This window comes from Odoribacter splanchnicus DSM 20712 (assembly GCF_000190535.1).
GTDB lineage: Bacteria > Bacteroidota > Bacteroidia > Bacteroidales > Marinifilaceae > Odoribacter > Odoribacter splanchnicus.
In genome coordinates this window covers 1,419,892-1,446,847 of sequence record NC_015160.1, presented here as the reverse complement: position 1 = coordinate 1,446,847, position 26,956 = coordinate 1,419,892, and the positions used below count along the sequence as shown (strand labels likewise).

Sequence of the window (26,956 nt, the reverse complement as noted above, 5' to 3'; positions counted from 1 at the left end):
GCCATGAAAGTCGTCTTAATAAATGGAAGTCCTCACCGGAAAGGGAATACGTTTATCGCCCTTTCGGAAGTAGCGGGGGCACTTGAAAAAGAAGGTGTACAAACGGAGATAATCCAACTTGGGATAAAAGCGGTGCAAGGGTGTATTGCTTGTAATAAGTGTGCAGAGTTGGGACATTGTGTATTTCAGGACACCCTTTATAATCAGGTCAGAGAAGCATTGCAGGAAGCAGATGGTATCGTCGTTGGTTCGCCGGTATATTATGCCGGTCCGAACGGGGCGCTCTGTGCATTGCTCGACCGGGTGTTTTATTCCTGTTCGGAATTGTTGGCTTACAAAGCCGGAGCTTCGGTGGCTGTTTGTCGCCGGGGTGGGGCGAGTGCCACTTTCGACCGGTTGAACAAATATTTTACTATCCTGAATATGCCGGTAGTTTCTTCGCAATACTGGAATAGCGTTCATGGGATGCGGCCCGGAGAAGCAACAGAGGATGCCGAAGGACTTCAGACTATGCGTATGCTGGGCCGGAATATGGCTTGGTTGCTGAAAGGAGTGAAACGGGAAGAACGGCCGGAACCGGAACTTCGGGTCATGACTAATTTTATACGATGAAAATTTTAAATCCTCGGGTAACTTGAAAGACGAGCATTTAAGTCCTTGTTTTTTAAAGTATCCGGACTTTTATATTGGGGTATTTTCTTGCCTGTATGGTTATTTCTCCTTACTTTTACGCATCCTGATATATAAAATAGGGTGAAAATTTAAAATTTTTATGAAAAATATTTACAGGACGGCATGTTGGATTGCCTGCCTTTTGTGTTGTGTGCATACCTTGTGTGGTAAAAATGTTGAGGGAGATGTTAACTATGTCTTGATAATCAATACTTATACGGAATCGACTCCTTGGAGTAACAGCATGATTTATCCGATTGTCAGTATGGCTTCACAAGATGAAAAATTGGGGGTATATACCGAGCATATGAATATGTTGATGATGGATGGTGAAGAGGAATTGGCTGCATTTGAGAAAAATATTTTTAAGGATTTTGAGACCCGTCCTCCGAAACTGATTGTATTATTGGGGACAGCCAGTTTTATTCTGTGTGAGGATTTGGATCGTCAGTGGCCGGATATCCCGATCATATTGTGTGGAGAGCGGGATTATGCCGGAAATAAGGATATGGTGTTGAAGAAACAACCGCTGACTCCGGAAGAGCGTATGCCCTTGACCGCTTGGCAGGGTAAATATAATATGACCTCTATGCCGATCCAGGTCTATTTCGAAGAAAACCTGGATTTGATGAAACGGTTGATTCCCGGTATGAAGGAAGTATTGTATATCGGTGATGAAACTTATATTTGTCAGCAGAATGATTATGATCTGAAACATTTGATGGAGTCCGGATATCCTGAATTGAAATACCGTTTTCTATGTTCCAGGGATATCGGTATCGATAGTCTTTTCACTATTTTAAATCAGATAGATGTCCGGACAACGGGTATTTTATTTTCATCCTGGTTTCAAAAAAGAGTTTATGCCGGCAATACCGTGTTGTATGCTAACAGCCATCGGATTATAGCCACTTCTTCGGTGCCGTTGTTTTCTTTTAAGAATGTCGGAATCGAAGAGGAAGGAGGAATTATCGGAGGTTTTATTTATAATAAAACAGATTATGTCGCTCATCTTTGCGAAACGATCAGGGAGATTATCGGTGGGCGTCAGGCACGTGATATCCCTTTTTACTATGGCCCGAAAGGGACGCCTGTGTTTAATTATCAATCGTTGTTGCAGCGTAACCTCGATCCTGAGTTGTGTCCGCCGGGAACTGTTTTTTACAATATGCCGCCTACCTTTTGGGAGAAATATAAGTATATACTGATCGGGATCGGTTTTCTTTTAGTGGGGGTATTGCTAATTTTCCAATATCATCGTTTGCGGGTACTGGAAAAGATAAAAATGATACAACGCAGAGAATTGCAGGCCAATGAGAGGTACTTGGATCTGATCGATAATATGCCGATCCTTTATATGCATGAAGAGCTGATTAAGGATGCAGAAGGAAAGGTTGTCGATACGAGATATTTAGATATAAATCGTTATTTTGAAAATAATTTTTTCAAACGGGAAGAGATTATCGGGAAACTGGGGAGTGAGGTCTTTCCGGAGTCGATGCCGTAATTTCTGCATTTTGTGAATATAGCTCTTTGGGAGAAACGGTCGGTGACTTTCCCCTATTACTATAAAAAAATCGATATTTTTTACGACGTCGTAGTAAATGTCACAGAAGACGGCCATGGGGTAGATATATTCTGCGTGGATAGTACGGAGCTTCATCATGCCCAGAAACAGTTGGGCTTGACCAACCAAAAGCTTTCCATGGCATTGGATGTTGCGAATATTGTGCCCTGGAAGTGGGATTTACAGGCTCATACGATTCTCTGTGATGTCAACCGGCCAATCGAATTAAGCAGGGAGGAGACGGAGGTGGATGAAGAGCAACTTTTTGTGCCGGACTGGCAATATTTTTCAAAAATCCATAAGGAAGATCTGGAGAAAGTGAAGAAAGCTTATGCCGACCTGATCGAAGGGCGTATTGCAAAAGTGAAAGAGGAATACCGGGTGATCGACAAAGTGAATGACCATTACCGGATAGATTGGGTTGAAGCTCAGGCGGCAGTCGAAACCCGTGATGAATATGGGAAGCCTCTGACTTTGGTTGGCTCTTCGCTGATCATTACCGAGCGGAAAAGAATAGAAGCCGAATTATTGTCGGCTAAGGAACGGGCAGAGGAATCGAACCGTTTGAAATCGGCCTTCCTGGCCAATATGAGTCATGAGATCCGGACTCCATTGAATGCCATTGTCGGTTTTTCAGGAATTTTGGCTTCTGCTGAAGAGGGACAGGAAAAACAAGAGTATGTGAGTATCATCGAGAACAACAATGCTTTGTTGTTGCAACTGATCAGTGATATTTTGGACCTATCAAAGATCGAAGCAGGAACGATGGAGTTTGTTTATTCTGATTTTGAGCTGAATAAAGTGATGGACGAACTGGAAAATTCCCTGCGTTTAAAATTAGATCCGGCCAAAGAAGTGCAACTTTGTTTCGAACCCGGCTTACAGGAATGTTATGTCCATTTGGAACGAAACCGCTTGTCCCAACTGATCATCAATCTGGTGACCAATGCCATTAAGTTTACAGAAGAGGGAAGTATCCGCTTCGGCTATCAACTGTGGGAGAGTGGGCAGTTGTATTTTTACGTCAGGGATACCGGTTGTGGGATACCCCGGGATAAGCAGGATGCTGTTTTCGGACGTTTTGTCAAGCTGAACAGCTTTGCTCAGGGGACAGGCCTCGGGCTTTCGATTTGCCAAATGTTGGTAGAGCATATGGGGGGAGAAATCGGCTTACAGTCAGAAACCGGTGAAGGGGCGACATTTTGGTTTACCCTGCCTTTTATTGCTCCGGCAGAAAAATTTCAGGCGGAAAAAAAGATCGAGCCTATGCGGATCGAACAAAAGACCCTGACTATTTTGGTGGCTGAGGATAACGGGAGTAATTTTAAACTGATCGAATCGATATTGGGAAAGGATTACCATCTTTTGCATGCCTGGAACGGGAAGGAAGCTATTGAGTTATACCGGGAATACGAACCGCAGTTGATTTTGATGGATATCAATATGCCGGTGATGGACGGTTATGAAGCCACCCGTGAGATCCGGAAGTTCTCTTTGCAAGTGCCGATTATTGCGGTGACTGCTTTTGCTTATGCATCGGATGAACAGAAGGCTATGGACAACGGTTTTAATGCCTATATGTCTAAGCCTATAAATGCCGGTCAGCTACGGCCGAAGATTACTTCGATACTACAACGGCATGTCGTTTTTATGTGACCAATCGGAAAAATCCTGTTTTTCTATTCATTTTTACTTAACAGCTTCGTTACAAGTCTGTAACATCCTCTTTTCATCTTTGCAATGGAATTTAAGATATAATATTGCAAATGATGAATTGGATGTCAAGTGTGTTTTTTAAGGTCTGTTTGTTTGGTTTTATCGGGTTGGCCTGTCCCACAGCATTGTTGAAAGCTGAAGGGATTATAAAAGGGACAGTATTGGATAAAAACAGTGGGGAACCGGTGATCGGTGCTGCTGTTATGCTCGAGCAGACGCTGAAAGGGGCTGCTACCGATCTGGATGGTAGCTTTTCGATTTCCGGGATACCGGCAGGGAAATATAATCTGCATGTTTCTTGTCTGTCTTATACTACTTTGAAGGTGGAAGGGGTTGAAATAACGGACGATCGTACCGTGGAACTGAAGATCGTGCTGGAAGCTGCTACCGAAGCATTGGAGGAAGTGACTGTGCGGGCTGTCCGTAAGATGAACAGCGAGGTGGCCATGGTGAATGCTGTTAAGGCTTCGCCTGTAGTGATGAGTGCGGTTTCCAGTCAGCTGATCACCAAAAGCCAGGATCGGGATGCTTCGGAGGTTGTAAAACGTATTCCGGGAATATCGATTATCGACGATAAGTTCGTTATTGCCCGGGGATTATCCCAGCGATACAATAATGTATGGATCAATAATAGTGCTGTTCCTAGTTCGGAGGCGGATTCGAGGGCTTTTTCTTTCGATATCGTTCCTAGTGCCCAGATCGAGAATATTATGATCATGAAGTCGCCTTCTCCGGAGATTCCGGCCGATTTTACCGGAGGTTTTATCAAAATCAGTACGAAAGATACTCCTGAAAAAAATCAATATATGCTGAGTTATGGGGTTAGTGTGAATGATCGGACTCATTTCAGGAATTTCAAATACAATAAGGGAAGTGCAACCGATTGGCTTGGATTTGACAATGGGATGCGAATGGTAAAAGGGGGGATAAAAGGAGTGTTCGATAATGAAGATGCGGCTTCGGTGGAAGAGATGACAAAACAGGGGTTTAACAATGATTGGAAAGTGAGGCATAAAAAGCCCTTTCCCGACCAGCGTTTCTCTTTCATGTTCGGCCAGGTGTTCAAGGGAGGAGAAGACAGGAAACTGGCTTTAACCGGAGCCTTGAATTATAGCAATACCGGTAAAAGTTATATCGGCATGGAAAACTCCCGTTTCGGTGTGTATAACAAAGTAAAGGATGAGCCGATTTATCAGTATAAATATACCGATAACCAATATACCCGGAACGCCAGGTTGGGGGCGATGCTGAATCTGGCCTTTACGGGGAGTAAAAGCCGTTTTTATTTCCGGAATATTTTTAACCAATTGGGAAGTAACCGATATACCGAACGTCGTGGTTGGCAGAATATCAGCTCTTTATATATTCAGGAAAAAGCAGAATATATTTATGGCAGCCGCAGTACCTATTGTGGGCAATTTTCGGGAGTCCACGATTTGCCGGCAGGGACACTGGATTGGAATCTGGGTTATTCGTATGCAAATAAAAACCAGCCGGACAGGCGGATTATCGAGCGTCAGCAAAACGATATCGTAGGGGATGTGAACTATGGAAAAATGAGGATCGACCAAAACGATATCTATAGGGATTTCCTGCGTTTGGATGAACACATTGTATCTTTCGGTGCGAATTACAATTATCTTTTCAATGAAAGCGGAGGATTTACGCCGACCCTGAAAGCGGGGGTATATGGAGAGTATTGTAAGAGAGATTATAAAAACCGGGCCTATTATTACCGGTTTTATGAAGATCATATGCCTGCAGGATTCGCTTATGAGCCGGTGGTGGAAAATATTTTGCAGGCAGAAAATTTCGGAGCTGACAAGCTTTATCTCTATGATGATACGGATAATAAAAATAGTTATAAAGGGAATAATCTGTTGTATGCGGCTTATCTGGCTTTGAATATCCCCTGGCAGCGTTTTAATGTTTATGCAGGGGTACGGCTGGAAAACAGGAATATGACACTGACCAATTATATCAGTTCGAATGCCTGGATTTCTAAAGACACTGACTTTGACAATACCGATTTTTTCCCTTCTGTGAATGTCAGTTATAATCTGACAGATAAACAATTGATCCGTTTTGCTTACGGTAAGTCGGTGAACCGGCAGGAATTTCGGGAAGTTTCGTCGTCTGTGTACGAAGATTTCGAATTGTTCAGTGATGTAAAAGGAAATCCGGATTTGAAACCGGCCTATATTCATAATCTGGATTTACGTTACGAATGGTATCCGGCTAGTGGCGAATCGGTATCTGTAGCTTTGTTTTACAAGCATTTCCGGCATCCGATCGAATGGACTTTCCGGGATGGTGGCGGAAGTTATACCTATACTTTTGAAAATGCCGATAAGGCCCGGAATTATGGTGTGGAGGTAGATATTCGTAAAGATTTGGAATTTATCGGTTTGCGGAATTTTATGTTGAACCTGAATGGGTCGTGGATAAAGAGTAAAGTTTCTTTCGATAGTGAGAATAGCCTGGAGCATGACCGGCCGATGCAGGGCCAATCGCCTTACCTGGTGAATGCAGGGTTGTTTTACCAGACGGAAAAAGCAGGCGTGATGGCCGGAGTGCTTTATAACCGGATAGGAAAAAGGATTGTCGGAATCGGGCGGTCGGATATGAGTGTGGGAGGATCTATCAATAACGATATCCCGGATATGTACGAAATGCCTCATGATGCACTCGATATTGTATTGAGCAAAAAGTTCGGAAAACAAGTAGAGGTGAAACTAAATGCGAAGGACGTCATCGGGCAGGATGCTGTGTTTAAACAATTTCCCAGGTTTGAAGACGCGAATGGACAGATCGTGGAAAGGGAACAAACCACAAAGCGTTTTGCACCGGGGAGATCCTTTACCTTAAGTGTGAGTATTCATTTGTAATCTATAAAAGTTAATTTTAATCGTTATGAAAACAATTTTGAAGAAATGGCAGATGCTTTTAATGCTTGTCTTAACCCTTGGAATTACTGCTTGTAGTGATGATAACGGCGGTAATGGGGATAACGGCGATGATGATGGAGATAATCTGAGTGATATTCTGTTTGAAAACGGTACTCAGCTGGGCAATGGGGCGGATGAGATGGAGATAAACGGAAACTATAAGTTGCCCAAGGGAGTATATGTGATGAAAGGGTGGTTGTATATTACCGATGGTTCGTCGCTCGAAATAGAAGCAGGTACGGTCATAAAAGGGGATAAAGCCACCAAAGCAGCGATTATTGCCGAGCCTGGAGGTAAACTGATTGCCAGGGGTAGACAGGATGCTCCTATTGTGTTTACTTCCAACGAACCTGTCGGTTCGCGTAAACCCGGAGATTGGGGAGGTATTATCCTGTGCGGAAAAGCGGTGAATAATCAGGGAAAAATGACTATTGAAGGAGGATTGCGTACCGAGCACGGAGGAAATGACAATGCGGATAATTCAGGAGTATTGAGTTATGTGCGGGTCGAATTTGCAGGTAATCCTTTTGATACGGACCAGGAAATCAACGGGGTGACTTTCGGAAGTGTCGGATCGGGGACGCAGGTCGACCATGTACAGGTGTCTTATTCGAACGATGATTCCTTCGAATGGTTCGGCGGATCGGTAAATTGTAAATATCTGGTGGCCTATCACGGATGGGATGATGATTTCGATACCGATAACGGTTTTTCAGGGAAAGTGCAGTTTTGTCTGGGAGTACGGAATCCGGGTATTGCCGATCAGTCTATTTCCAATGGTTTCGAGAGTGATAATAATGGAAATGGAACGACTCAGGAACCTTTTACAAAAACAGTTTTCAGTAATGTGACTTTTGTCGGACCGGTCGGGCAGGATCCTGCTTTTCAAAATACCACAGAGTATATCAAAGGAAATGGCCTGAACCCCAATAACGGTTCACGGTTAGGGCAATTCCAGGCTGCGATACAAATTCGCCGCAACTCTCATCTGAGTTGTTTTAATTCGGTCGCTATGGGGTATCCGGTCGGACTTTTGATCGAGAACGATAAAGGTTCTCAGACTCAGGAGGCAGCTAAAAACGAGGTTTTTAAACTGAATCATATCGTTTTTGCAGGAATGGGAATTTTAGGAAGTGATAAAAATAAGAGCCTGCAAGGAGGTTTGTGTACGGACGGTACGAATATCGATGCCACACAGACGGCATTTTCTGAGACTTATTTTAATACAGCTACGGGGAATGTCGCTTATCCGGCTATTGCCGATCTGAAGTTGAGCCAACCCAATAGTATGGCAGCTTCTCCGAATTACGGCCCTCTGACTGGAAGTCCGTTACTGGGAGCTGCCGATTTTACCGATGTTTTGCTGAGCAGTGGTTTTGACAAAGTGTCTTATATCGGTGCTTTTGCCAGTGACAAGGAGGCGGACAATTGGATGAGCGGTTGGACGAATTTTGATCCGCAACATACCTCTTATTAATGAATTGTTAAAATTGCAGGCGAATTTACTCCCGTAGATTTACAATTTGTAAATGATGTGAATAAGTAGTAATATTTCGGCGAAATTGAAAAAAGGATGCTTTTGCGGCATCCTTTTTGTTTTAACATTTAACAGTAACGTCATGAGTTTGTCACGAACTTGTCATATTGCAAGCTTACTTTTGTGGCGTTAAGATTTAGAAGACATTTTTTTTTCATAAGTTTGTATTAGGTTAGTTAGTAGTGAAAAGTTTCCCGCCGTGAGGCTCGAAACTTTTTCGTTTTTTGTGTTTTTCTTCAATTGAAATTTGCATATTTGTATGATGTTAGACGACAAAATATATCTTTTTAACCGATAGATCGTATAATATAGGAAATATAGTTTTATCACTAAATCATAGAACCATGAAAAAGTACATTTGCACTGTATGTGATTACGTTTATGATCCGGTACAAGGTGATCCGGATGCTGGTATCGAACCGGGAACAGCTTTCGAAGATTTGCCTGATGATTGGGTCTGTCCCTTGTGTGGGGTCGGTAAAGATGAATTCGAACCCTATGAAGAATAATTTTGGATTGTAAATAAATAGTGTTTACTTTGTGGCTTGAAATAGTTTTTATTTCATGTTATTTCAAATTTAGTAACCTGGTCGTTTGGCGGTTAAAGTCATAAAGATACAAGAGGTCGGCAATCCCTCATTGAATGTGTTAGAAATAATACATGGATATAGCTCCCCGAAAGGGAGCTATTTTTGTGTGAAATAAGTAAAAAAGCTTATTAAAATAGCGTTGGATAGGTATTGTTATTTAACAGAATATGAATAGCTTTGCATAGCTTTTCGATAAATATGCCAAGTAAATGAATAATAGTGGTTTGGCATATAAATTGTTGAAGATTTGGTATTTTAAATAAAATATGATGCGGAATATACGTGTAGTTTTTGCAGTTTTGTCTTTATCTGTTGTATTGGTTGCCGGAGTTGCAGATGAATTACAGGCACAGGAGAAAAGACAGGGATGGATTAAACGATTGAGATACAGGCGGGAATTACGTCGGGAGTTGCAAGGTGAGATTCAATTATCCGGAGCTTTTGCTCTTTATCCTATGGCTGTGAAATGGGCGGAAGAGTTTCGTAAGATCCATCCTAAAGTGAGGATCGATATTTCTGCCGGTGGGGCTGGTAAAGGAATTACCGATGCTTTGGCTAAGGTGGTAGACCTTGGAATGGTCTCCCGGGATATTTATCCGCAGGAACTGGAAAAAGGGGCTTTCCCGATAGCGGTGGTGAAGGATGCCGTCGTACCTACTATTAATTCGAATAATCCTTTGATCGATCAGATATTAGCGACTGGTTTAAAGCAACAGGTGGCTCAGGATCTGTGGATTCATACCACAGCCCGGACCTGGGGCGATGTGCTGGGGACGGGCAGTACGATACCGGTACATGTGTATACCCGCTCGGATGCTTGCGGTGCTGCAGAAACTTTTGCTGCCTGGTTAGGAGCTAAACAAGAGGATCTGGAAGGAACCGCTGTATTCGGAGATCCCGGAGTCACTTCTGTGGTGCAACGTGACAAAGTAGGGATCGGATTTAATAATATTGCCTATGCTTACGATATCAATTCTAAAAAGCCTTATCGGCATATCGCAGTGATTCCCTTGGATTTGAACGGCAATGGAAAGATCGATCCGGAAGAAGATTTTTATGCCACTAGTACAGAATTGAATGCTGCTATTGCAGAAGGGAAATATCCCAGCCCACCGGCCCGGAACCTGTTTTTGGTTTCGAATGGAAAACCGATGAAACCGGAAGTGCTTGCTTTTCTCGAATTTATTTTGACAGATGGGCAGCAATATGCTCCTGAAGTGGGATATATCGGGCTTTCATCCGATATATTGGAAGAAGAATTATTCAAATTGCAGGAATAATGATGGAGGAAGAAGATAAGATTGTACAAAAAACTTCCAGGATCCGCCTGATCAAAGATAAGATGGCCGGATCAATGATGTTGACTTTTACGTTAGTGTCTGTGTTGTTGGTCGTGCTGATCGGTATTGGTCTGGTGCTGAAATCTTTGCCTATTTTACACGACAAATCCCTGTGGGAGTTACTTAGTGGAGCGAAATGGAAACCGATGCGCGGGGATTTCGGTTTCCTGCCGTTTATTATGGGTACCCTTTGGGTGACGGCTATCGCTATCCTTTGGACTTTACCGGTTTCGTTATTTACCGCTATTTTCCTGACGGAAAATTCTAAGAGTTGGGTGAAAAGGGTGGTGTTTCCGGCTCTCGATATTTTGGCCGGTCTGCCTTCGGTCGTCTATGGAGTGTGGGGTATTTTAGTCGTAGTCCCCTGGATTTCCGATCGGTTGGCTCCACACTTTGTGGAATATTCTACAGGTTATTCCACACTGGCTGCCGGTATTGTATTGGGGATCATGATCCTGCCTTTGCTGATCAGTTTGTTTGTGGAATTATTTTCTTCTGTTCCTAAGGAATACCGGGAAGCTTCCTTATCCTTGGGAGCAACCCGTTGGCAGACGACGAAATATGTATTGCTGAAGAAGACTTTCCCGGGGATAGTAGCTTCGGTGACCCTGGCTATTTCGAGGGCTATGGGGGAGACGATCGCCGTGTTGATGGTGTGTGGAAATATTGTACAACTTCCCGACTCGTTATTCGACGGTTGTTATCCGTTGCCGGCATTGATCGCCAATAACTACGGGGAAATGTTGTCATTGCCGCTTTATGAATCGGCATTGATGTTTGCCGCTTTGATTTTGTTTGTGGTCGTATTTGTCTTTAATATCGCTTCCCGCCTGATCCTTAGAAAGCTGGAACGGAATTTGGTATGATCGAAAAACCGATGTCATGAAATTGAAATTTATTGAAGAGAAGGCTATGAAAGTGGTGATGTTGGTGACAACATTACTGGTATTTTTGTTTGTAGGCAGTATTTTATATACCATCGTCAAAAACGGCTGGGGAGCCATGAATTGGGAAATGATTTCCTCTTTGCCGGGAGGCGGGTTTTACATCGGCAAAGAAGGAGGGTTGCTGAATGCTATCGTCGGTTCGTTGTATATTGTGGGAGCTTCTACGGTATTGGGGCTGGCGGTGAGTATTCCTGTCGTGTTTTATCTGAATGTATATCTGAAAAAAAATTCGAAACGGGGTTCGTTCGCCCGACTGGCGTATGATGTGCTTTTCGGAATCCCTTCGATCGTATACGGGGCTTTTGCTTTTACCATCATGATCTATTTGGGGTTGAAGACTTCTTTGGCCGGTGGTATTATTGTCATAACGCTATTGATCATTCCGATTTTTATCCGTTCGATGGACGAGATTGCCCGGGAATTGCCGCAGGATATGCTGAATGCTTCTTATTCCCTGGGAGCTACGCGTTACGAAACGATCAAAGTGGTTGTCCGGCAGATCGCTCCGGGTATCGCTACAGCTACTTTGTTGTCTATCGGCCGGGCGATCGGAGATGCTGCTGCGGTGTTGTTCACTGCCGGGTATACGGATAATATCCCGACTTCCCTGGGACAGCCGGCAGCCACTTTGCCTCTGGCCGTATTTTTTCAGCTGAGCAGCCCTATACCCGCAGTTCAGGAAAGGGCGTATGCCGCCGCTTTGATATTGACTATTATTGTTTTGATATTGAGTATCCTGGGACGGATTATTACGAACCGTTTCTCCAGGAATAAAATTCAGTAATCATCGTGATTAAAATAATTGAGTAACTTAGTAATCTGGTAACTATATATGAATATTCCGTTTTTAGGTAAGAAAATCAAATGGTATAATATGTCCGATTTGAATGAAACAGAATTGAAAAAAGGTTTTTTTCGTCCGAATCAGAAATTTTGTACCGATGATTCCAAAAGATCGAACATTGTCGTAGACCATTTGAATGTCACTATCCAGCACAATCATATTCTGAAAGAGGTGTCGGCAGTTATTCCGGACCGGAAGATTACCTGTATTATCGGTCCTTCGGGTTGTGGAAAGTCGACTTTGCTCAAGAGCTTGAACCGTCTGTTGGATACGAATGAAGAGGTTCATATTTCGGGTAGTGTGTTGGTAGACGGGGAAGAATTGTATGCTCCGGGAGTAGAGATTACACATATACGGCGTAAGATGGGATTGTTGTCGCAACGTCCCTGTCCGCTACCGATGTCTGTTTATGATAATATCGCTTACGGTTGCCGGATTCATGGTATACGTAACCGGAAGAAGCTGAATATGATCGTACGCCATTACCTGCAGGCTGTGGGATTATGGGAAGAGGTGAAAGATCGTTTGCATACTCCGGCAGGTCGGATGTCTATCGGACAGCAACAACGCCTCTGTCTGGCCCGGGGATTAGCTGTCGAACCCCAGTTTATCCTGGCAGACGAAGCGACTTCGGCTTTGGATCCTATATCGAGTAAAACCATCGAGGATCTGTTTTTAAAACTTAAAGAGGAATATGCTATCGTATTGGTGACGCATACGTTGCGTCAGGCCTTACGAATTGCCGATTATGTGATCTTTATGTATATGGGAGAGATCATCGAGGCCGGACCGGCAGAACAAATCTTTAAAAATCCACAAAAGGAGTTGACACAGAAATATTTGGCCGGGGTATTTAGTTAGAAAAAGTAAAAAGTGGGAAAAAGCTATAAGCTAAGGGCTTGGAGCTGGGGAGGAAAGTAAAAATCGATTGGGATATGATGAAAGAGGATGTAATACGGTTGAATGAGCAGCTGAAAGGCAAGAAGGCGGAAGAGGTATTGGATTATTTTTTGGAAAAATACCAGGGACATATTGCTCTGGCGTCGAGTCTGGGGATTGAAGACCAGGTGTTGACTGCTATGATTTGCGGGATCGATGCGACTACCCGTATTTTTACTTTGGACACCGGGCGGTTGTTTCCTGAAACATATAGTCTGATCGGGCGGACAAATATGACATATGGAATCCGGATTCAGGTATTTTTCCCGGACTATCACGAAGTGGAAAAAATGGTGGCGGAACATGGGGTGAATTTGTTTTACGATAGCATTGAATACAGGAGGTTATGTTGTCATATCCGTAAACTGGAACCTCTGAAACGTGCTTTCCAGGGAATGAAAGTGTGGATTTGCGGATTGCGGCACGAACAATCGGTTACCCGTACAGGAAATCAGTTGGTAGAGTGGGACGGGATGAACGGATTGATAAAAGTGAATCCTTTGATCGATTGGACAGAAACCGAGGTATGGGAGTATATCCGTGAGCACGGCGTACCTTATAATAAATTGCATGATCAGGGATTTCCGAGTATCGGTTGTCAGCCTTGTACCCGGGCTGTTAAGCCCGGCGAAGATATCCGGGCCGGACGTTGGTGGTGGGAGTCGCCTGAACACAAAGAATGTGGATTACATAAATGACCGGATTTCTCGTTGCCTTGATGGTCGGAAAATTTTCTACCGGACCTAATAATGAAAGGTGCTTATATACATGTTTACCCTAAATGTAGGTTTATTTTGTTATTTATTCGTCTTCGGTGATCGTGTTTGGGGACCCGGTCGCTTCTGTCGGTCGTCTAACTTTTTCTTTCACTGACCGGCGGAACTCCTCACTTCGTTCGTCAGACACCACCGGTCGGGCGTTCAGAAAAAGCAAGACGACACTCGCCAGAGCTCCAATGGTCCCCGAACACGAACACCTCCGACTTACGTTATCACTGAATTGCAGACCGGTCTTGATTTAAGAAAGATCATTCTCCCTGGAAATAAGCCGGATAGTCCGTTTTTCCTATTTTCGTAAATTTCCGCTTGTATTTCCTTTACCGGTTAGCTCTGCCGTTAGATGGAGGGTTTTATGGCGGAAGACCATTGGAGCGGGAATGAGGAGCCGGTTAGGTTTTCCGAACGCCCGACCGGTGGTGTCTGACGAACGAAGTGAGGAGTTCCGCCGGTCAGTGAAGGAAAGCCTTAGCGGATCGTTCCAGGCGAACCGGTCTGACGGGATAAAACCCGGAATCGGAATAGAAAGAAAAAAATAAACCTACGTTTATAAGTTGTAAATATGTATATCACTACCTGATAGAAATGCTTAGCGGGCTTGAAATGCCTTTTATCTATCGAAGATTTTCGGTCAATTAGGGTGGAAATATTTATAAAAAAACAGCAGTTGATAATCTATTGCATTATTCCAATATTCGTGTGTATGCCCGCCCGGACGGGTGAGGAAATCGTGGGGAATATTGTAATACCGGAGTTTTTCATGTAATTTCTGATTTACGGTATAGAAGAAGTCGTAATATCCGCAATCGATAATGATGGCTAAAGGTCCCGACTTGCTGTTGTAGGGCGATTGGTTGATTACGGTATATTCGTTCCAACGCTGGGGATTCTCGGAATAGGGGCCCAGCAATTGCTTCATTTCCCAATTTTCGGGGAAAGGCCGGATATCGACACCTCCGCTTATCGAGCCACAGGCTCCGTAAGTGTCCGGGTGACGGAAAGCCAGCCATAAAGCACCGTGCCCGCCCATACTGAAACCGGTGATAGCTCTTCCTTTGCGGTTATTATAAGTGCGGTATTGGGAATCGATATAGTTGATCAGCTCTTTGCTCACATAAGTTTCATAGCGGTAGGAAGGATTGATGGGGCTATCCCAATACCAACTGTTCAGGCCGTCGGGACATACGATGATCATATCGAAATTAGAAGCCATTTGAGCCAGATCGGGTTTTGTATAGGTGGCCCACGTATCGTAAACATCCTCCATAACCGTGGAGCAGATAGGCTACCGGGTATTTTTTCTGTGTATTTTGGGTATAGCTGGCAGGCAGGATAATGATATTTTTAATTTGTTTTTTCATGGACGTACTGTAAACCGAGATCGTGTCTATTTTCTGGGCTTGAGTTGGGAGGTAGGTCCCGATCAGAAATAAGGATAGGAACAATAATTGTATCACTCTTATTTTTTTCATAAGGGTATACTTATTGGTTTGTTACCGGATATTAACAATATAAAACTTGCTGCAAATACTCTGTAAAGATATTTATTTCTTGTATATTTTCCTGCATATTTTTTGGTTTTTCTTTGATTTTGTCCCTGCGGATATGTAACAAATACGTCATTATTTTTCAATAGTTTCGTCATAAATTTGCATTTTGTATATGGATTTCTTGTAAAGGTTCATCTTCCTCGACTGTTACGGGCAACATTTGACGTAAACTCTGGTAGGCATAAAATACCGGATACAAAGAATGTTTTGGAGATTAAAATCTAAAGTGATCCTACTGATTATTTTGGAAACTATCGATTTTATAGTAAAATCTATTTTTATTGTAGGTGTGTGTAAAATTGGGGGGTATGTATTGAATTATTTGTATTTTATTTTGATATATATGTATTTTTTGGGGGGTATGTGGAAAAATAATTCAAATTTTATTTGATTATTGTTCTAAATATGTATTTTTGTCTTGGTTTTAATGAAAATAAGAAATGGGTTTGGAAAAATACTTTTTGTAGCGTATATATCCCCTTGTTTTTTTAGATTGAATATTGAAAACAGATGTTTTTATTGAAACAATATCGGCAAATCGTCTCTTTTTTCCCGGAATGTCAGATTGTGGGAACGGCTAAAGACACTTTTCAATTTCCTTCTGCCGGGAAAAGACTTCCGGCACTTATCGTTTGATTTAAAATTTCAGGCTTATGAAGATTACACTATCACAGTTGAACGTTATGGTCGGAGATATTCTCTCGAATAAAAGTAAGAACATAGACTATATTGACGAGGCTGCGGATAGTGGTGCAGATCCGGCGTTACCCGGCGAAATGGTCCTGTCTGCTGTGGGAAGGGTGTAAGATGCCGTTGGCCGATGATGTATACAGAGATAAAGAACCACCTAAACAATAAATATTATGACAACACTTAGATTTAAAATGGTTGAAGAGGCGATCGGAAGAAAAGCCGTAGAAGTAAAAGCACCTGCCGAACGTCCGGCAGAGTATTTCGGAAAATATGTTTTTGATCGGGACAAAATGCGGAAATATTTGCCGAAAGCTTGTTTCGAAACGTTGATGAATACGATGAAGAACGGGAGCCCGTTGGATCGGGAAACAGCCGATTGTGTGGCTGCCGGAATGAAACAGTGGGCTCAGGATATGGGAGCTACTCACTATACGCATTGGTTTCAACCCTTGACGGGAGGAACTGCGGAGAAACACGATGCTTTTATCGAGGCCGATCACGAAGGAGGAGTGTTGGAAGAGTTCACAGGAAAGTTGCTGATACAACAAGAACCGGATGCTTCCAGTTTTCCGAGCGGTGGTCTTCGCAATACATTTGAAGCCCGGGGATATAGTGCCTGGGATCCTAGTTCTCCGGCCTTTATTGTCGATACGACCCTTTGTATACCGACTATCTTTATTGCTTATACGGGGGAGGCCCTGGATTTCAAGGCCCCTCTTTTGAGGGCTCTCGAGGCAGTAAACCGTGCGGCTGTGGATATTTGCCGGTATTTCGACCCGAAGGTGGAAAAAGTGTTCTCTTATCTGGGATGGGAGCAGGAATATTTTTTGGTAGACGAAAGCCTGTGGGCGGCCCGTCCTGATCTGGTACTTACCGGCCGGACGATGATGGGACATGAAAGTGCTAAAAATCAACAGCTGGATGATCATTATTTCGGTTCTATACCGACTCGGGTGATTGCTTTTATGAAGGATCTGGAATACGAATGTCAGCAATTGGGAATCCCGGTAAAAACCCGCCACAATGAGGTGGCTCCGAACCAGTTCGAACTTGCTCCGGTTTTCGAAGAGACCAATCTGGCTAATGACCACAATCAGTTGTTGATGTCTACCATGAAAGTGGTGGCGAGGCGTCATTGTTTCCGGGTACTTTTGCACGAAAAACCTTTCAAGGGGATCAACGGTTCGGGCAAGCACAACAACTGGTCTTTGGGTACCGATACGGGAGTGAATCTGTTATCTCCGGGACGTTCTGCTACAGAGAATCTGCAATTTATCACCTTTCTGGTGAATATACTGATGGCGGTCTATCGACGGAATGGCTTATTGAAAGCCTCTGTGATGAGTGCAGGCAATGCCCATCGTTTAGGAGCTAACGAAGCTCCTCCTGCTATTTTGTCGGTATTCCTGGGGACTCAGTTGTCGGCTATTCTGGATAAAATCGAATTCAGCCAATCGGATGAAGCGATTCAGTTGGATAAAAAGACCGGGTTCAGGATGGACGGGATTACGCATATCCCTGAACTATTCAGGGATACGACCGATCGTAACCGGACATCACCGTTTGCATTTACCGGCAACCGGTTCGAATTCCGTGCCGTCGGTTCCTCGGATAATTGTGCCGATGCCATGATCACTTTGAATACGGCAGTGGCTTATCAGTTAAAAGAGTTTAAAGCTGATATTGATAAACTCATCGCTGAAGGACATACGAAAGAAAATGCTATCTTTACGGTGTTAAAACGGTATACGGTGGCATGCAAGCCGATTCGGTTCGAGGGGAATGGATATAGTGATGAATGGAAGGCTGAAGCTACCCGGCGTGGGTTGGATTGTGAGACCAGCGTTCCCCTGATCTTCGACCGTCTGTTAGCCCAGGAGAACATCCGGATGTTCGGAGAAACCGGTGTATTGAACGAAGTGGAACTGCATGCCCGGGCTGAAGTGAAATGGGAGACATATACCAAAAAGGTACAGATCGAAGCCCGTATATTGGGAGATTTGGCTATGAATCATATCTTACCGGTGGCTTCGCGTTACCAGAGTATGTTGCTGGATAAGGTAAGCAAGTTTATGGCGATTTTCCCGAAAGAGAAAGCCAGGGTTTTGGCCGAACAAGACTTAGAATTGATAGAGAAGATAGCCCGGCATATGACCTGTATTCAGACCCAGGTGGAGGCAATGGTGGAAACCCGGAAAGTGATCAATAAGATGGGGGATATACGGGAAAAAGCGATTGCTTATCACGACCGGATAGCCCCGACCTTCGATGAGATCCGGGCTCATATCGATAAATTGGAATTGATTGTCGATAATGAAATGTGGACGTTGCCGAAATATCGGGAACTTTTGTTTTTGAGATAACGAACAGGAATGGAAATGTTATGAGTGACGCAATTAAACATGAATGTGGGATTGCCATGGTGAGGTTGTTGAAACCTTTGGAATACTACCGGAAAAAATACGGAGATGTTTTTTGGGGGATGAATAAGCTTTACCTGCTGATGGAAAAACAGCACAACCGTGGACAGGAAGGAGCCGGAATGGCTTCGGTAAAGTTGAATGCCCGTCCGGGCGAAGAATATATCTTCCGGGAGAGGGCAGAAGGAACGGGGGCTATTCAGGATATTTTTTCTGCTGTCCACCGGGCGATTACCGAATGCCGGAGGATAGAACCGGAGGTGCCCGACGAGGAGTTGCCTTTTATCGGCGAGATGTACATGGGGCATTTGCGTTACAGTACAACGGGGCGTTCGGGGATTTCATACCTGCATCCTTTTTTGCGTCGTAATAATTGGCGGAGCCGGAATCTTTCGTTGGCCGGAAATTTCAACCTGACCAATGTGGACGAAATATTGCAGTATATCGTGGAACGGGGACAACATCCCCGGCATAATGCGGATACTTTTATTATACTGGAGCAATTAGGGTATTTACTGGATTATGAGGTGGAACACCTCTACCGGAGATTCAAGGCCGAGGGCCTGGCCGGTCAGGCGATGAACGATGCGATCGAAGAGAATATCGATATCGAACATATTTTGCAGGAAGCTTCGGCACGCTGGGACGGAGGATATGTCATTACCGGTTTGTTGGGAAGCGGGGATCTTTTCGCTTTCCGGGATCCTCATGGAATCCGGCCTGCTTTTTATTATGCCAGCGATGAGGTGATCGTCGTTGCTTCCGAGCGTCCGGTTATTCAGACGGTTTTCGATTTGCCGGTAACAGAGGTGAAAGAATTGATGCCCGGACAGAGTATCGTTGTGAAACGGAACGGTAATATGAAAGTAAGTACGATCCATCCGGCCGTTGAAGTAACTCCCTGTTCTTTTGAACGGATTTATTTCTCCCGGGGAAGTGATTGCGATATTTATAACGAACGGAAGGAACTGGGGCGTCTGCTGACCGAAAATATTTTGAAAAGTGTCGGATATGATGTGGATCACACTATCTTTTCTTTTATCCCTAATACGGCAGAAATCGCTTATTATGGGATGATGCAGGGCTTGGAAGCCTGGTTGGACCGGCAGAAGAGTGAAGAGATCTGTGCCCGGAACGGACAACTGAGCAGCGCGCAGATCCGGGAAATCCTGTCGCGGCAGATCCGGACCGAGAAGTTGGCCATCAAGGATATCAAACTGAGGACTTTTATCGCTGAAGGAAATAGCCGGAATGATTTAGCCGCCCACGTGTACGACACCACTTATGGGACAGTACGGGAAGGGGTGGATTCTATCGTCGTTATCGACGATAGTATTGTCCGGGGTACTACCTTGAGGCAAAGTATAATCAAAATCCTTTGCCGGCAGAAACCCAAAAAGATTGTGATTGTCTCCTCTTCGCCTCAAATCCGTTATCCGGATTGTTATGGCATCGATATGTCGAAGATGGGAGAGTTTATCGCTTTTCATGCTGCTATCGCTTTGCTGAAAGAGAGGAGATTAGAACGGGTGATCGATGAGGTGTATACCAAAAGTAAGGCTCAGATAGCATTACCCAAAGAAAAGGTCGTGAATTATGTCAAAGAAATTTATGCTCCTTTTACAGACGAAGAGATTTCTGCTAAGATTGCCGAAATGATCACCCCTGAGAATTGCCCTTCGGAAATAGCTGTGGTATATCAGACGATAGATCATTTACACCAGGCTTGTCCGAATCATTCCGGGGATTGGTATTTTTCGGGTGATTATCCCACTCCGGGCGGAAACCGTCTGGTGAACGGGGCTTTTGTGGAATGGTATGAGAAAAGGTTTAATTCCTAAATCCGTTTGTCGTGTTACAAAAGATAAAGACCTGGATGCTTCCGCTGGCCATGTTGTCGGGAGCATTTTTTTATGAATTCTTTCAACAGTTGGCTTTTTTAACGCCCTACCTGATTTTCAGTATGTTGTTTATTACATATTGTAAATTGTCTTTTCGCGATTTGAAGTTCAGTGGTTTGCATCTGTGGTTGCTGGCTGTTCAGGTTGTCGGGTGTTTGGTGGTTTACGGTGGATTGGTGTGGTTCGATCCGGTCGTGGCACAGGGAGGTCTGATTTGTGTTTTGGCACCGACCGCAACGGCTGCTGCAGTGATCACGGGAATGCTCGGAGGAAGTGTCGCCTGTCTGGCGGCATATACTTTGATGAGTAGTTTGGTGGTAGCTGTCGTATCTCCCTTGATCTTTACTCTGTTGGGAGAACATAGCGATATGACCTTCTGGAATTCCGTACTTTTCATTTGCCGGCAAGTCATGCCTGTCCTGATATTACCTTTTGCATTGGCCCTGTTTTTGGAGAAAGCTTTGCCGTCTCTCCACCGGCAGTTGAAAAAACTGCAAATTCTTTCTTTTTATCTTTGGGCGTTGGGATTGACTATTGTAACCGGGAAAACGGTTTATTTTATCGTGTATCAGGAGAATGCCGATATTACGGAAGAGTGGTGGATGGCCGCATTAGCATTGGTGATTTGTGTCCTGCAGTTTATCCTGGGCAGGCGTATCGGACGGCGGTATGGCGATCCTGTTTCGGGAGGGCAGGGACTCGGACAGAAAAATACCATCCTGGCTATCTGGATGGCACAGGTATATCTGAACCCTCTTTCCTCCATCGCTCCTGCTTCGTATGTGCTGTGGCAAAATATGATCAATAGCTGGCAGTTGTGGAAGAAGAGAAAGAAATAGCTGGGAAATCAAATATAAATAACTGAAATATAGTTGATTATCTTTTGTTTGTCTTGTCTCTTTTGTTTTGCTTGCTTTCCTGTGCTTGCCTATAAATTCCTTTATTTTGTTACCAGTTTGTTACTCAAATGCTATTGGGTAACAAAAAAAATATCTATATTTGCCATCGGTAACAAAATAAAAACATAAGTATGGCGAAGAAGAAACAAGAGGTCAAACTGAAAGAACCTGTAAGAATCAGATTTAAGCAGCTTGCCAATGGTAATCAATCCATTTATTTGGATTATTACACTGGTGACGTGATTAGAAAAGAAAACTATGTTGGTGGTAAACGCCAATACGAGTTTTTTGAAGTTATATCTTATTCCGGAAAAGACGAGGGAGGATAAGACTAAGAATGAAGCTACTTTGGCACTTGCCAAAGCTATTCAGAGCAAACGGATTGTTGAGTTACAGAATGATGCGCACGGATTTCAGAATACCAATAAATCCAAAGCAAACGTACTTGACTATTTGTTGGATATGAGAGCGCAATCTAAAGAGCGTGGCAGTCTGAATTATGAAAAGACTATTGGTAACACTATCCGTGAATTGAAATTGTTTAGAGGGGATTATATCGCTTTTCGTGATATTGATAAAGATTTCCTTAGTAGTTTTGTGGATTTCTTAAAGCAGGCAAAGAAATCGAGTAAATACGGAGTAACTAAAGCAGGCGGATTATTAAGCAATAATTCGGTAGTTGCTTATTATGGAGTATTACGAACTGCTATAAATAGGGCTTATAAAGATGGCATTATAACAGTAAACCCAACAAAAGAGTTTGATTTTGCCGATAAAGTGAAGGCAGAAGCCAGCCGTAGGGAGTATCTAACTATTGAAGAATTGAAACTCTTGATAAATACGGAATGTAAATATGAGATAATGAAACAGGCTTTTCTTTTTAGCTGCTTATGTGGATTGCGAATAAGCGATTTAAGAAAATTAAAATGGAATGATTTACAGAAAAGCGGTGATAGAATTAGAATTGAGATAAAAATGCAAAAGACTAAAGAACCGCTTTATCTTCCCATATCCGATGAAGCGTTGAAGTGGTTGCCGCAAAGAGGGGAAGCTGCAGACAGCGATTTAATTTTCCCTTTAACACATGAGGGGACAATAAATAAGATACTTCAACAATGGGCTAAAGCGGCAGGAGTTACCAAACATATCTCCTTTCATGTCTCGCGTCATACCCATGCAACCATGATGCTTACATTAGGGGCTGATTTATATACCGTTAGTAAACTGTTGGGGCATAAAAATATTGCGACTACTCAAATATATGCAAGTGCGCCCAGAATGGTCGCTTAATAAATACTTCTTTAGCAAGAAGTTAGGATTGGGTTCGATATAATCCTATCGTCAATCAGTTTATCCAAAGGGGAAACCCGATGGGGAGTGTAGCATACTGATTAAAGCTCCAAGTCCACTAATAGTCAAGTGGCGACTGAGGGGCAAGACGAAAAGGCATACATAAGGATGAAGCCTTGATTGGTTGAACGATAGTTCAGTGGTACCAAATCTTGCAACAACGGAAGACTATTATACATACGTTGTTTCATAGTACTCTGCCTATTTTGTGCGTTAGTGCAGAGCATAAAGAACCGACTATGACACAGCCGCAATAAGCGGACAAGAACGAAAGTCGCATCCGACAGTATGCCGTGCTAATAGTTATTAAGAGAACTAACTGGGGATTACCTAAGTCGGAACGCTGGAATAAACAGCTATAAAGAAAGCTTTTGAATATCCGATATGGTAACGGAACTTCCGTAGTAGTCCGAGCAAGGGAAAGCCTTGTACATGGCGAAGGGAAGTAGTCTGTAACTTTAATACGAACAACGGAAAACGTGAGAGACGTATGAGAAATCCAGAGCAAGTATTAAACATTTTAGCTGGACACAGCAACGAGCCTGAGTATAAATACGAAAGGCTCTACCGTATTCTATTCAATGAACAGATGTTCTTTGCCGCCTACCAACGTATGTATGCAAAGCCGGGAAACATGACACCCGGCACTGATGGCAAAACAGAGGATGAAATGAGCATTGATAGGATAAACAAACTCATAGAGAGTATAAAGGATGAGACTTATAGTCCCAATCCTGCAAAGAGAATTTACATTCCGAAAAAGAATGGGAAGATGCGTCCGTTAGGAATACCGTCTTTTGAAGACAAATTGGTTCAAGAGGCAGTAAGAATGGTGCTTGAAGCTATATATGAGGGACACTTTGAGTGGACATCGCACGGCTTCAGACCAAACAGAAGCTGCCACACAGCACTGAAAAGTCTACAAAATAATTTCAACGGTGCAAAATGGTTCATCGAGGGAGATATAAAAGGCTTCTTTGACAACATAGACCATGATGTGCTGATAGAAATAATGAAAGGCAGAATAGCAGATGACAGATTTCTTCGTCTGATACGGAAATTCCTCAATGCAGGGTACATGGAAGAGTGGCAATTCAACAAGACTTATTCAGGGACACCGCAAGGTGGTATCATAAGCCCTGTTTTGGCAAATATATACCTTGACAAGTTCGATAAGTACATGAATGAATATGCCAACAAATTCAATAAAGGGACAGTAAGAAGCCGCAACAAGGATATTTGCAAACTCAACAGCAGAGTACACTACCTAAAACGTAGGATAAATGAAGTAGAGGATGTAAACGTAAGAACAAGGATGGTAGAAGAACTGCACGAAAAGCAGAAGCGGATACTAACAATGCCAAGTGGCAACGATATGGACAGAAATTTTCGCAGACTGAGATATCTGCGCTACGCCGATGATTTTCTAATCGGGGTTATCGGAACGAAAAACGAATGTGAGACAATCAAAGCTGACATCACCAAGTTTATGCAGGAAAAGTTAAGGCTGGAGATGTCACAGGAAAAGACTTTGATTACAAATGCACAAGACAGCGCAAAATTTTTGGGTTACGAAATATATGTCCGTAAAGACTATGCCACAAAGAGAAACAGTAACGGAACAGTGCGCAGATACTTCAACGGGAACGTGATATTGCACGTTTCAAGAGAAGTAATCAAGAATAAACTGCTCAGCCTCGAAGCCATGAAAGTTGTCACCAAACGCGGCAAGGAAACATGGGTGTCAAAAGGCAGGACTTATATGATTGACAATGAAGCGCACGAGATTGTATCTCAGTTTAATACCGAAATACGAGGGTTCTACAACTATTACTCAATAGCAAACAATGCATCGGCTTTGGGACGCTCTTTCGGCTGTATTATGAAGTTCTCCATGTACAAAACTCTTGCTCAAAAGCTGAATATGTCAGTGAGAAAAGTCATTGAAACATACCGCAAGGACAATCTCTTTGCCGTGCCTTTTGTAAACAAGGGAGGAGAAACCAAGTACAGGGTATTCTACAATGAGGGTTACGCCCGTAAAACGGATTGTGAAACAGCCCCAAGTGACAATCTGCCGTATATGTTCAAAACACCATCGTTAAGTTTGATAGAAAGGCTTACAACAAAAACGTGCGAACTATGTGGCAAGCACGGAGAAGTGGTAATGCACCATGTCCGCACTCTCAAAGAGTTAAAAGGTAAAAATGACTGGGAACGCAAAATGCTCTATATGCACAGAAAGACTTTGGTCGTATGTGCGGAGTGTAACGCAAAAATCCAGAGCTGTGATAAGTAAAATGATGTTACAGATGGAGAGCCGTATACATGGAGACGTGTAAGTACGGTTCGGGGGCAGATAAACGAAAACCTACCGCTGTAAAGCGGAAAGGCGTTGTTTACCGAGCCTACAGATTGTAGATAAGAAAAAGGAAGAAGCTATTAGCTTGATACCCAATTTAATGGATTAGTGTTTATATGTTTGCAGAATTGAACTTTGAAATGGATGCATAAGTATAACTAATTCTGTAATTGCGATTGATGCGATATGTTAAATCTCATTTTTCATACTTCAAAAATTAGGTAATATCGTGATTTTTGTCTAAAATTGCAAACAAATTTTAAAACGCATGGATATAAAATGGGTTGAGACTTTACCAGATAGGTGTCCACCAGAAGATGCTTATGCTCCTTCTGGTGAACATTTTTATCGTATATCTCAAGGTAATCCAGTTGAGGATTCGGATTTCTTTTCCCAAAGAAAAATGGCTCCAGAAAAGGTGTTTGCAGGAGATGGAATTGATGAATGTATTGCAAGAGCTATTTCTGTCTTTAGTGATGTGGAGGATGCGAAAAAAAAATTAAAACTTCCCAAATTTAGAGGAGGGTGTATTGCTGAGATTGTTCTAAATGTAAGTGATGGAGTTGTGAAGAAAACTTTTAAACAGTCTCATTATTCATGGTGGCGTGCACAATCTTTTGATTATACGAATTCAAAAATTGTACAGTTATGATTACAAAACTTGAAATAGAAAGAATTTTAGATTTCTATGATGTCCCTCAACTGTTTTTAGGACGGGATGTTGTAGGAACTAAATATTTGTGTCTGTTGTACAATGATGAAGACTGTTGCCGTTATGTTGCAATACGTATCTCTAGTGAGCGATTAAAGACTTTTTTAGCTAAAGCAATAGATTTGCGTTCTTTACTCATTGCCCCTGAAATAAGTGATGACTATTATATTGTTTCATATTATGATGATTATTATCATTTGGAGAAATATATACATGTAGGTGCTTTACCTGAGGATATGCTACCAGATGAAGGCTATTTTTTTGATGGAGAAAATGATGATACTTCAATAATATGTGAAGCAATAGAGCATAAACATCCTGTTATTCATTTAGGTTTTGAGGATGTAATGAATTCTCATTCAATCCCAGTTTCGACATTATCTGTTCTGACAACTCAATACCAATCAATGGTTGCTAATTGTTTTAAGAAAATAGATGGAACAAAAGATGATAGAGATTTTAGGTTGAGAGTGTTTGCGTATTCTGCAGCTTCTTTTAATGTGCATATGTATGCAGAATCTGATTTAGATTTGTTTGGTTCTTCTCGAATTGATAAAACATTGTATAAATTGGATTCTCTTTTAAAATGTACAACGAATGAACAATTAAGAGAATTCCTAATTCCATTAAAGGGGCATACAATAAGGAGTTATAAAAACTTTATCAAGGAATTAATCGATAATAAAATCGCTGTAAAATATAAATGGGTGTCATCTATTTCGGAAGGTAAAGTTGTTGCTAATAAAGTAGGATTACCTAAATTGAAGGAAATTTATGAGGTTTTAAGTGAATCTTCTGAATTAGATAAAGAGGTGAAATCTTTTGAAGGTTATTTGACTGGCTTTTGGATGTCTAGTTGTAAATGGTCTTTAAAACTAGATTCTGGAGAAGAAGTTTCAGGAAAAGTGAGAGTTCCTGATTTATTATATGGTGTAGTTTCAGGTGAGGTTAGATATAAAATAACTTGTGAAGAAATTTTAGAGCAGAATAATGTGAGTTCTAAAGAGAAAACGACTCTGATTTTGACAGATATTGAAGAAGTAAAAAAGCAGGAGTAATTTATCTATAGCTTACAATCTACGAATTTATAGAGGAAATATAGGAAACAGAATAAGTTTCTTGTATTTCCTTTCTTTTTAAATTAGGGATATTCAGTAAATGTCCCTAAAAAGTAAGATGGCATATAAAGTTGA

16 protein-coding genes and 3 pseudogenes are annotated in these 26,956 nt (G+C 42.6%); 18 read left to right on the top strand and 1 reads right to left on the bottom strand.

What is annotated here, in order from left to right; genetic code table 11:
• The first annotated feature begins 3 nt into the window (after window positions 1-3).
• From ODOSP_RS06060 to ODOSP_RS06015, 10 genes and pseudogenes are all read left to right on the top strand, one after another.
• The gene (locus ODOSP_RS06060; RefSeq protein WP_013611494.1) at window positions 4-612 is read left to right on the top strand and encodes a flavodoxin family protein; all 609 of its coding nucleotides are present in this window, start codon (window positions 4-6) and stop codon (window positions 610-612) included.
• Window positions 613-772: 160 nt separating this feature from the next.
• Window positions 773-3,895, top strand: a pseudogene (locus ODOSP_RS06055) (ATP-binding protein).
• A gap of 122 nt (window positions 3,896-4,017) precedes the next feature.
• Window positions 4,018-6,843 carry a TonB-dependent receptor gene (locus ODOSP_RS06050; RefSeq protein ID WP_041557225.1) on the top strand — a complete coding sequence of 942 codons (2,826 nt, stop codon included), beginning with the start codon at window positions 4,018-4,020 and terminating at the stop codon, window positions 6,841-6,843.
• A 25-nt stretch (window positions 6,844-6,868) separates the two neighbouring features.
• Window positions 6,869-8,380, top strand: coding sequence for a hypothetical protein (locus ODOSP_RS06045; RefSeq protein ID WP_013611492.1), 1,512 nt, complete (start codon window positions 6,869-6,871; stop codon window positions 8,378-8,380).
• Between the two features lie 404 nt (window positions 8,381-8,784).
• Complete coding sequence (rd, locus tag ODOSP_RS06040) at window positions 8,785-8,949, top strand: rubredoxin (RefSeq protein WP_013611491.1); 165 nt, start codon at window positions 8,785-8,787, stop codon at window positions 8,947-8,949.
• A 347-nt stretch (window positions 8,950-9,296) separates the two neighbouring features.
• Complete coding sequence (locus tag ODOSP_RS06035; protein WP_013611490.1) at window positions 9,297-10,310, top strand: PstS family phosphate ABC transporter substrate-binding protein; 1,014 nt, start codon at window positions 9,297-9,299, stop codon at window positions 10,308-10,310.
• Window positions 10,310-11,236 (top strand): phosphate ABC transporter permease subunit PstC, encoded by a 927-nt coding sequence (gene pstC, locus ODOSP_RS06030; protein ID WP_013611489.1) that lies wholly within the window; start codon window positions 10,310-10,312, stop codon window positions 11,234-11,236. Before ODOSP_RS06035 ends, pstC begins: the two co-directional genes overlap by 1 nt.
• A gap of 16 nt (window positions 11,237-11,252) precedes the next feature.
• Window positions 11,253-12,101, top strand: a complete 849-nt coding sequence (locus ODOSP_RS06025; protein ID WP_013611488.1) for a PstA family ABC transporter permease — start codon at window positions 11,253-11,255, stop codon at window positions 12,099-12,101.
• 90 nt (window positions 12,102-12,191) lie between these two features.
• The gene (locus tag ODOSP_RS06020; RefSeq protein ID WP_113028748.1) at window positions 12,192-13,022 is read left to right on the top strand and encodes a phosphate ABC transporter ATP-binding protein; all 831 of its coding nucleotides are present in this window, start codon (window positions 12,192-12,194) and stop codon (window positions 13,020-13,022) included.
• 74 nt (window positions 13,023-13,096) lie between these two features.
• Window positions 13,097-13,798: a phosphoadenylyl-sulfate reductase gene (locus ODOSP_RS06015; protein ID WP_013611486.1), complete on the top strand. Its 702-nt coding sequence runs from the start codon at window positions 13,097-13,099 to the stop codon at window positions 13,796-13,798.
• A 709-nt stretch (window positions 13,799-14,507) separates the two neighbouring features.
• Here ODOSP_RS06015 and ODOSP_RS06010 read toward each other — a convergent pair.
• A pseudogene (locus ODOSP_RS06010) lies at window positions 14,508-15,348 on the bottom strand (alpha/beta hydrolase).
• Between the two features lie 731 nt (window positions 15,349-16,079).
• On the opposite strand from ODOSP_RS06010, the gene ODOSP_RS19875 reads away from it, so the two are divergent.
• From ODOSP_RS19875 to ODOSP_RS18695, 8 genes and pseudogenes are all read left to right on the top strand, one after another.
• Window positions 16,080-16,232: an NAD+ synthetase gene (locus ODOSP_RS19875; RefSeq protein ID WP_013611484.1), complete on the top strand. Its 153-nt coding sequence runs from the start codon at window positions 16,080-16,082 to the stop codon at window positions 16,230-16,232.
• 57 nt (window positions 16,233-16,289) lie between these two features.
• A complete protein-coding gene (locus tag ODOSP_RS06000; protein WP_013611483.1) occupies window positions 16,290-18,482 on the top strand; it encodes a glutamine synthetase III family protein in 2,193 nt (730 codons plus the stop codon).
• Window positions 18,483-18,502: 20 nt separating this feature from the next.
• Window positions 18,503-20,380 carry an amidophosphoribosyltransferase gene (locus ODOSP_RS05995; RefSeq protein WP_013611482.1) on the top strand — a complete coding sequence of 626 codons (1,878 nt, stop codon included), beginning with the start codon at window positions 18,503-18,505 and terminating at the stop codon, window positions 20,378-20,380.
• Between the two features lie 11 nt (window positions 20,381-20,391).
• Window positions 20,392-21,279 carry a bile acid:sodium symporter family protein gene (locus ODOSP_RS05990; RefSeq protein WP_013611481.1) on the top strand — a complete coding sequence of 296 codons (888 nt, stop codon included), beginning with the start codon at window positions 20,392-20,394 and terminating at the stop codon, window positions 21,277-21,279.
• Window positions 21,280-21,470: 191 nt separating this feature from the next.
• Window positions 21,471-22,629, top strand: a pseudogene (locus ODOSP_RS05985) (tyrosine-type recombinase/integrase).
• Between the two features lie 550 nt (window positions 22,630-23,179).
• The gene (gene ltrA, locus ODOSP_RS05980; RefSeq protein WP_013610569.1) at window positions 23,180-24,988 is read left to right on the top strand and encodes a group II intron reverse transcriptase/maturase; all 1,809 of its coding nucleotides are present in this window, start codon (window positions 23,180-23,182) and stop codon (window positions 24,986-24,988) included.
• Window positions 24,989-25,319: 331 nt separating this feature from the next.
• Complete coding sequence (locus ODOSP_RS05975; RefSeq protein WP_013611480.1) at window positions 25,320-25,703, top strand: hypothetical protein; 384 nt, start codon at window positions 25,320-25,322, stop codon at window positions 25,701-25,703.
• On the top strand, window positions 25,700-26,821 hold the full coding sequence (locus ODOSP_RS18695) for a DUF6575 domain-containing protein (protein WP_013611479.1): 1,122 nt from the start codon (window positions 25,700-25,702) through the stop codon (window positions 26,819-26,821). The genes ODOSP_RS05975 and ODOSP_RS18695 overlap by 4 nt, the downstream gene beginning before the upstream one ends.
• The last annotated feature ends 135 nt before the right edge of the window (window positions 26,822-26,956 follow it).

Coding starts and splice junctions, on each gene's coding strand:
- ODOSP_RS06060 (WP_013611494.1), top strand. CDS start 4: ATGAAAGTCGTCTTAATAAATGGAAGTCCTCACCGGAAAGGGAATACG.
- ODOSP_RS06050 (WP_041557225.1), top strand. CDS start 4,018: ATGTCAAGTGTGTTTTTTAAGGTCTGTTTGTTTGGTTTTATCGGGTTG.
- ODOSP_RS06045 (WP_013611492.1), top strand. CDS start 6,869: ATGAAAACAATTTTGAAGAAATGGCAGATGCTTTTAATGCTTGTCTTA.
- rd (WP_013611491.1), top strand. CDS start 8,785: ATGAAAAAGTACATTTGCACTGTATGTGATTACGTTTATGATCCGGTA.
- ODOSP_RS06035 (WP_013611490.1), top strand. CDS start 9,297: ATGATGCGGAATATACGTGTAGTTTTTGCAGTTTTGTCTTTATCTGTT.
- pstC (WP_013611489.1), top strand. CDS start 10,310: ATGATGGAGGAAGAAGATAAGATTGTACAAAAAACTTCCAGGATCCGC.
- ODOSP_RS06025 (WP_013611488.1), top strand. CDS start 11,253: ATGAAATTGAAATTTATTGAAGAGAAGGCTATGAAAGTGGTGATGTTG.
- ODOSP_RS06020 (WP_113028748.1), top strand. CDS start 12,192: ATGTCCGATTTGAATGAAACAGAATTGAAAAAAGGTTTTTTTCGTCCG.
- ODOSP_RS06015 (WP_013611486.1), top strand. CDS start 13,097: ATGATGAAAGAGGATGTAATACGGTTGAATGAGCAGCTGAAAGGCAAG.
- ODOSP_RS19875 (WP_013611484.1), top strand. CDS start 16,080: ATGAAGATTACACTATCACAGTTGAACGTTATGGTCGGAGATATTCTC.
- ODOSP_RS06000 (WP_013611483.1), top strand. CDS start 16,290: ATGACAACACTTAGATTTAAAATGGTTGAAGAGGCGATCGGAAGAAAA.
- ODOSP_RS05995 (WP_013611482.1), top strand. CDS start 18,503: ATGAGTGACGCAATTAAACATGAATGTGGGATTGCCATGGTGAGGTTG.
- ltrA (WP_013610569.1), top strand. CDS start 23,180: ATGAGAAATCCAGAGCAAGTATTAAACATTTTAGCTGGACACAGCAAC.
- ODOSP_RS05975 (WP_013611480.1), top strand. CDS start 25,320: ATGGATATAAAATGGGTTGAGACTTTACCAGATAGGTGTCCACCAGAA.
- ODOSP_RS18695 (WP_013611479.1), top strand. CDS start 25,700: ATGATTACAAAACTTGAAATAGAAAGAATTTTAGATTTCTATGATGTC.